The sequence below is a fragment of the Nosocomiicoccus massiliensis genome, from assembly GCF_000438455.1.
Taxonomy (GTDB): Bacteria; Bacillota; Bacilli; order Staphylococcales; family Salinicoccaceae; genus Nosocomiicoccus; species Nosocomiicoccus massiliensis.
The window spans coordinates 1-5,829 of the sequence record NZ_CAVG010000098.1 but is presented as its reverse complement, the minus strand read 5'-3'; the positions used below and the strand labels follow the sequence as shown (position 1 = coordinate 5,829).

Sequence of the window (5,829 nt, the reverse complement as noted above, 5' to 3'; positions counted from 1 at the left end):
AAAATCCCACAGTATTAAACTGTGGGATACTCTTATGATCATCTTAATTAATATATTATAAAAAATCCTCTAGCGATATTTCACTAGAGGATACTTACGGTCCCGACGGGAATCGAACCCGCGATCTCCTGCGTGACAGGCAGGCATGTTAACCGCTACACCACGGGACCAATTCAGATAAGTAAACAAAATAAAAATGACCCCTACGGGACTCGAACCCGTGTTACCGCCGTGAAAGGGCGGTGTCTTAACCGCTTGACCAAGGGGCCAGTTATCTGAACACAAGACTTATTATAGCATGGTGGTAATTTAAAGCAAGGTTTTTTTGAATATTTTTATAAGTTTTTTTGTAATTAATCTTTTGATTAGATTTTTAACTAAAAAATTTGGTATGAATAAGAAAAGGGCTATCTCATTTTGAGATAGCCTTTAAATATTACTCCCATAAATCTGAAAGTAGGTTTGTCTGTTCTCTATCGGGTCCTACTGAGAATATTGAAATTTGAACACCACATAGACGTTCGATTTCTTTTAAGTAGTTTAGTGCGTTCTCAGGTAGATCTTCTAAACGACGTACTCCAGTAATATCTTCTTTCCAACCTGGATATTCTTTATAGATTGGTTTTGCTTTTTGTAATTCTTCAAGTGTTGCAGGATACTCTGTAATTTCTTTTCCATCGATTTCATAAGCGACACAAATTTTAACAGTATCTAATCCACTTAATACGTCAATTGAGTTTAGTGATAAGTCTGTAATCCCACTTACACGGCGTGAGTGACGTACTACAACTGAGTCAAACCAACCGACACGTCTTGGGCGTCCTGTTGTCGTACCGTATTCTCGACCAATTTCACGAATATGATGACCGTCTTCGTCGAATAACTCAGTAGGGAATGGACCATCTCCAACACGTGACGTGTATGCTTTACATACGCCGATAATATGTTTAATGAATGTCGGTCCAACACCACAACCAACTGTTACGTTACCTGCGATTGGATTTGATGACGTGACGAATGGATATGTACCGTGGTCGATATCTAACATAACACCTTGAGCACCTTCAAATAATACACGTTCATTTGCTTTAAATGAATCGTCTAAAATTTTTGCTGTGTCACATACATATGGACGTAAGCGATCAGCTGCTTTTTTATATGTGTCATAAATTTCTTCAAATTCAAATCCTTCGTGATTGAAGAGTGATTTTAAATAATGATTTTTATATTCAATATTTTCTTTGAGGCGTTTTTTAAACACTTCATCGTTCACTAAATCAGCCATACGAATTCCAATACGTTGAACTTTATCTACGTAACATGGTCCGATTCCTCTTTTTGTCGTACCAATTTTATTGTCACCACGTGCTTCTTCTTCTAATTCATCTTGAGCGATATGGTAGGGTAGGACGACATTTGCACGGTTTGAAATTCTTAAGTTATCAATGTTAATACCACGTGCTTCTAAACCGTCGAGCTCTTTGATAAGTGATAGTGGATCGATTACAACACCGTTACCGATTAATGCGATTTTATCATCTGCAAAAATTCCAGATGGCACTAAATGTAATTTGTATGTTTCTCCACCAAATTGAATCGTGTGACCCGCGTTATTTCCTCCAGAGAAACGAGCGATGACTTTTGCTTCTTCAGCTAAAAAGTCTGTAATTTTACCTTTACCTTCGTCTCCCCATTGTGTTCCGACTACTACTGTTCCAGACATAAAAAAAGCCTCCATTAAGTCTAATTTAACCGTATTATACTTTATCACTAAATACCGCTAAAATCAATTAAAATAAGCACTTCTAAACGTTTAGAAGTGCTTTAATGTTAGCTTCCTGGCGGGATGTATCCATCTTCAAATTCTTGAACCGCAAGATCTATAAAGTTACTATGTTGTTTATTAAACATTAATTTAACTGTTCCAGTCGGTCCGTTACGATGTTTTGCAATGATGATTTCTATTTCATCTTGAGTACTTTGTGCGCCTTCATCGTCTTCACCTTCACCGCGATTGTAATAATCATCACGATATAAAAATGCAACGATGTCCGCATCTTGCTCAATCGATCCAGATTCACGTAAATCACTCATCATTGGACGTTTATCTTGCCTAGACTCAACACTACGTGAGAGCTGAGATAATGCGATGACTGGACATTCCATTTCACGTGCAAGAGCTTTTAACATACGTGAAATTTCAGATACTTCTTGTTGTCTATTTTCACTATTTCTTCGACTTGATCCTTGAATCAGTTGTAAGTAGTCGATAATAATTAAATCGAGACCGTGTTGTGCTTTTAGCTTAATACACTTTGAGCGAATCTCGTTTACACGTATACCCGGTGTATCATCGATAAAAATATTTGTATCGGATAATTTACCAGTAACATGTGCTAAGTTATCCCATTCTTCTTGGTTGAGTTGTCTATTTCTTAAACTCGAAGAATCGATATGTCCAACACTTGAAATCATACGTGTCGCGAGTTGTTCTGCACCCATTTCGAGTGAGAATATAGCGACTGTGTTTTTATTAGTACTAGACATTCCTACGTTTTCTGCAATGTTTAATGCAAAAGCTGTTTTACCCATCGATGGACGCGCTGCGAGAATGATTAGATCATTCGGTTGTAGACCACTCGTCATTTTATCGAGTTGTCGATAGCCTGTTGGTATCCCTGTAATACCTTTGTTATCGAGTTTAGAGTATTCATCGATTTCTGTGAAAATATCGTAAACGACATCTCTCATCGTTTTAAATCCGTCGCGTCTACGGTCTTTTTCGATATCCATCATCGATGTTTCCGCTTCAGCAATTAATTCGTCAACATTAGTCTCAGGGTTGAAACTATCTAAAGATAGACGCTCTGCTTTACGAATGAGAACACGTCTCAACGAATTTTTACGAATAATATCTGCATATTCTTCCCAATTAGATGACGTCGGTGACATTTCAAATAAATTTGTTAAATACGATAATCCACCGACATCATTGACGATATTTTTTACTTTAAAGTGTTCCATGAGTAGTAGTGGGCTAATCTTTTTATTCGCTTGATTTACCTCGAGCATACTACTATAAATGAGTTGGTGTGCGCGTTCATAAAAATCATCGACTTCTAATGTCGTCTCGACGTCTATCATAATCTCTGGATCTATTAAAACCGCACCGAGTAAAGCTTGTTCTGCATCGGTACTATGGGGCATTTGACGCGGAAAATGATTGTTATTTTCCATGACTACACCTCTTACTGTTCTACGACGTGAATTTTAAGTACTGCAGTTACTTCTTGATGTAACTTCACATCTACTTTATGATATCCAAGTGCTTTTAATGGTTCAGGCATATCTAATTTTCTACGGTCGAGTTTAATGTCATGCTCTTTTTTATATGCTTCAATGACTTGTTTAGAACTCACTGAACCGAATAGACGACCATCTTCACCAGATTTCATTTTAATCGTAACTTCTAACTGTTCTAATTTTTCTTTTAACGCTTTTGCGTCTTCAAGCTCTTCACGTGCTTCTTCACGTTTTTTCTCTTGTTGAGCTTCTAATTTTTTTAAGTTAGCTGGAGTTGCTTCTTCTGCAAGTCCTTTTTTGAATAAAAAGTTTTGTGCATAACCTGCAGCAACTTCTTTTACTTCTCCTGCTTTACCGATATTTTTAACATCTTTTAATAGAATGACTTTCATTCTTCTTCACTCCTAATATCTTTCATTTGGTCTATGACATGTTTTAACTCGTCATACAACTCGTCCATCGTCACATCTGTACGTCTCGTTGCAGCATTTGTTAAATGCCCACCGCCGCCTAGCTCTTCCATAATAATTTGTACGTTAATATCTCCTAAAGATCGTGCAGAAATTCCAATTGAATCATCTTCACGTGTCGCAATAACAAACGATGCTCGTACACCTTCAATTTGAAGTAGAGAATCCGCTGCTTGTGCGACAGTGACTGGATGATATGTCATCGTTTGGTCTGCTTTAACAATCGCAATACCATCAGAGTCTATCTCAGCAGATTTAATGAGATCACTACGTGCGATAAACGTATCGATATCATCTTTTAAGAACGTCTGAGCAAGTACTGGGTCAGCACCGTTTGAACGTAAGTAACTCGCTGCATCAAATGTACGACTACCTGTACGTAACGTATAGTTTCTCGTATCGACGATAATACCTGTTAACATAATCGTCGCTTCTAAACGTGACATTTTATGTTCTTGATACTGATACTCAAGTAGCTCTGCGACAAGTTCACATGCACTAGATGCATATGGTTCCATGTACACAAGTAGTGGGTTAGAAATCATTTCATCGGCACGTCTATGATGGTCGATAACAACTTTACGCGTTGCTTTATTTAAAATATCGGTATCGAGCACCATCGATGGTCGATGCGTATCAACGACGACGACTGTCGTTCCTGGTGTCATTAAATCAAATGCATCCTCTGATGAAATAAACGTTTCATATATATGTTCGTGTTCTCTAACTTCGTTCATCATACGTGTTAACGTATCGTCTAAGTCTGACTCATTTAATACAATATGTGCATCGATTCCGTTTGATTTTGCGATTTTCGCAACACCAATACTCGCACCTATGGAGTCGACGTCAGGATTTTTATGTCCCATAATTAAGACATTTTCACCTTCAAGTAACAAGTCACGTAGGGCATGCGCCATAACACGAGCTTTTACGCGTGTACGTTTTTCCATCGGATCCGTTTTACCACCATAGAAACGTGCTGAACCGTTCACTGCTTTAATTGCTACTTGGTCACCACCGCGTCCGAGTGCTAAGTCTAACGCAGATTGTGCGAGTTGTCCGATTTCAATGTAATCTGTCGATCCTTCACCAAGACCGATAGATAACGTAACTTGTGCGCCCATTTCTTGTGTCGACTCACGTACTTTATCAAGTAATTGGAAACGTGTATCTTCGACCGCTTCAAGGCTGACATTTTCCATAACAATCATAAAACGGTCATTTGAAAATCTACGAATGTACACATGGTGTTCTTCAGCCCATTCGTTGATTGTTGACATAATGAGGTTGTTTAACTCACTTTTTAAGTTTTCCGTCATGTTTTGAGTGACATCATCATAGTTATCTAGAAACAAAATACCAATGACAGGTTTTCTATCATCGAGTTTTCGTCTCAATTTCTTTTCATTTGTGATATCAATAAAATGAAGTAACGATAACTCTTCTTCATAAAAAACTTTGTATGACTTACCTTCATAGAATGTTTCCGTCTGAGTTAGATTGTTTGTTTTAATCATCGTTAACAAATTCGGGAATACCGTGTTTATCGGTTCGTTATACAGTTCTTCTGGCATTTTCTCTTCCATGTAGGCGTTCATCCATATAATTTCGTCGTCATCATTGATCATAACCATACCGACTGGCATATGGTCTGCCGTGTACTCTTTTCCTTTCGCGATATCATCTGCTAACACTCTTAAATTTTTCTCTGATAATGTTAGCCAACGATTAGCGTATATATATACGAGTGCCAATAAAATCCCACTGACTAAGAAACTTAGTACTCCAAAACTAAAGTGGTTGATAAATATAAACGTACTCAAAATTAAAATGTGTAAAAGAATAATACTAAATGGAATGAGTATGAGTTTTTTATCGAGTACTTTAAACATGTGCTATTTCCCTCCTGTCTCAATACGTTGTCTAAATCTAAATAACATATCTATAAATCCAACAAATAATGTAATTGGTTTAAGAATGACTGAAACAATCATAATGAGTACTATCCATACAGTGTTAAGTTCTTTATGTTTTAAAAAGTATAAAACAAATG

Annotated in this window: 4 protein-coding genes and 2 tRNA genes; all 6 read right to left on the bottom strand. The window is 37.2% G+C overall.

The window, feature by feature from the left end:
* Positions 1–97 precede the first annotated feature (97 nt).
* The 6 genes from TJ68_RS04445 to TJ68_RS04420 all read right to left on the bottom strand — a co-directional run bounded on the left by TJ68_RS04445 (position 98) and on the right by TJ68_RS04420 (position 5,668).
* Positions 98–170 (bottom strand) — tRNA-Asp (locus TJ68_RS04445).
* A gap of 27 nt (positions 171–197) precedes the next feature.
* A tRNA-Glu gene (locus TJ68_RS04440) sits at positions 198–269 on the bottom strand.
* Between the two features lie 167 nt (positions 270–436).
* Entirely contained in the window at positions 437–1,723 is a 1,287-nt protein-coding gene (locus TJ68_RS04435; RefSeq protein ID WP_040928967.1) for an adenylosuccinate synthase, read from the bottom strand.
* A gap of 107 nt (positions 1,724–1,830) precedes the next feature.
* Positions 1,831–3,237 (bottom strand): replicative DNA helicase, encoded by a 1,407-nt coding sequence (gene dnaB / locus TJ68_RS04430; protein WP_040928966.1) that lies wholly within the window; start codon positions 3,235–3,237, stop codon positions 1,831–1,833.
* 11 nt (positions 3,238–3,248) lie between these two features.
* Positions 3,249–3,695, bottom strand: coding sequence for a 50S ribosomal protein L9 (gene rplI, locus TJ68_RS04425; protein ID WP_040928965.1), 447 nt, complete (start codon positions 3,693–3,695; stop codon positions 3,249–3,251).
* Complete coding sequence (locus TJ68_RS04420) at positions 3,692–5,668, bottom strand: DHH family phosphoesterase (protein WP_040928964.1); 1,977 nt, start codon at positions 5,666–5,668, stop codon at positions 3,692–3,694. The genes rplI and TJ68_RS04420 overlap by 4 nt, the downstream gene beginning before the upstream one ends.
* Between the last annotated feature and the right edge of the window lie 161 nt (positions 5,669–5,829).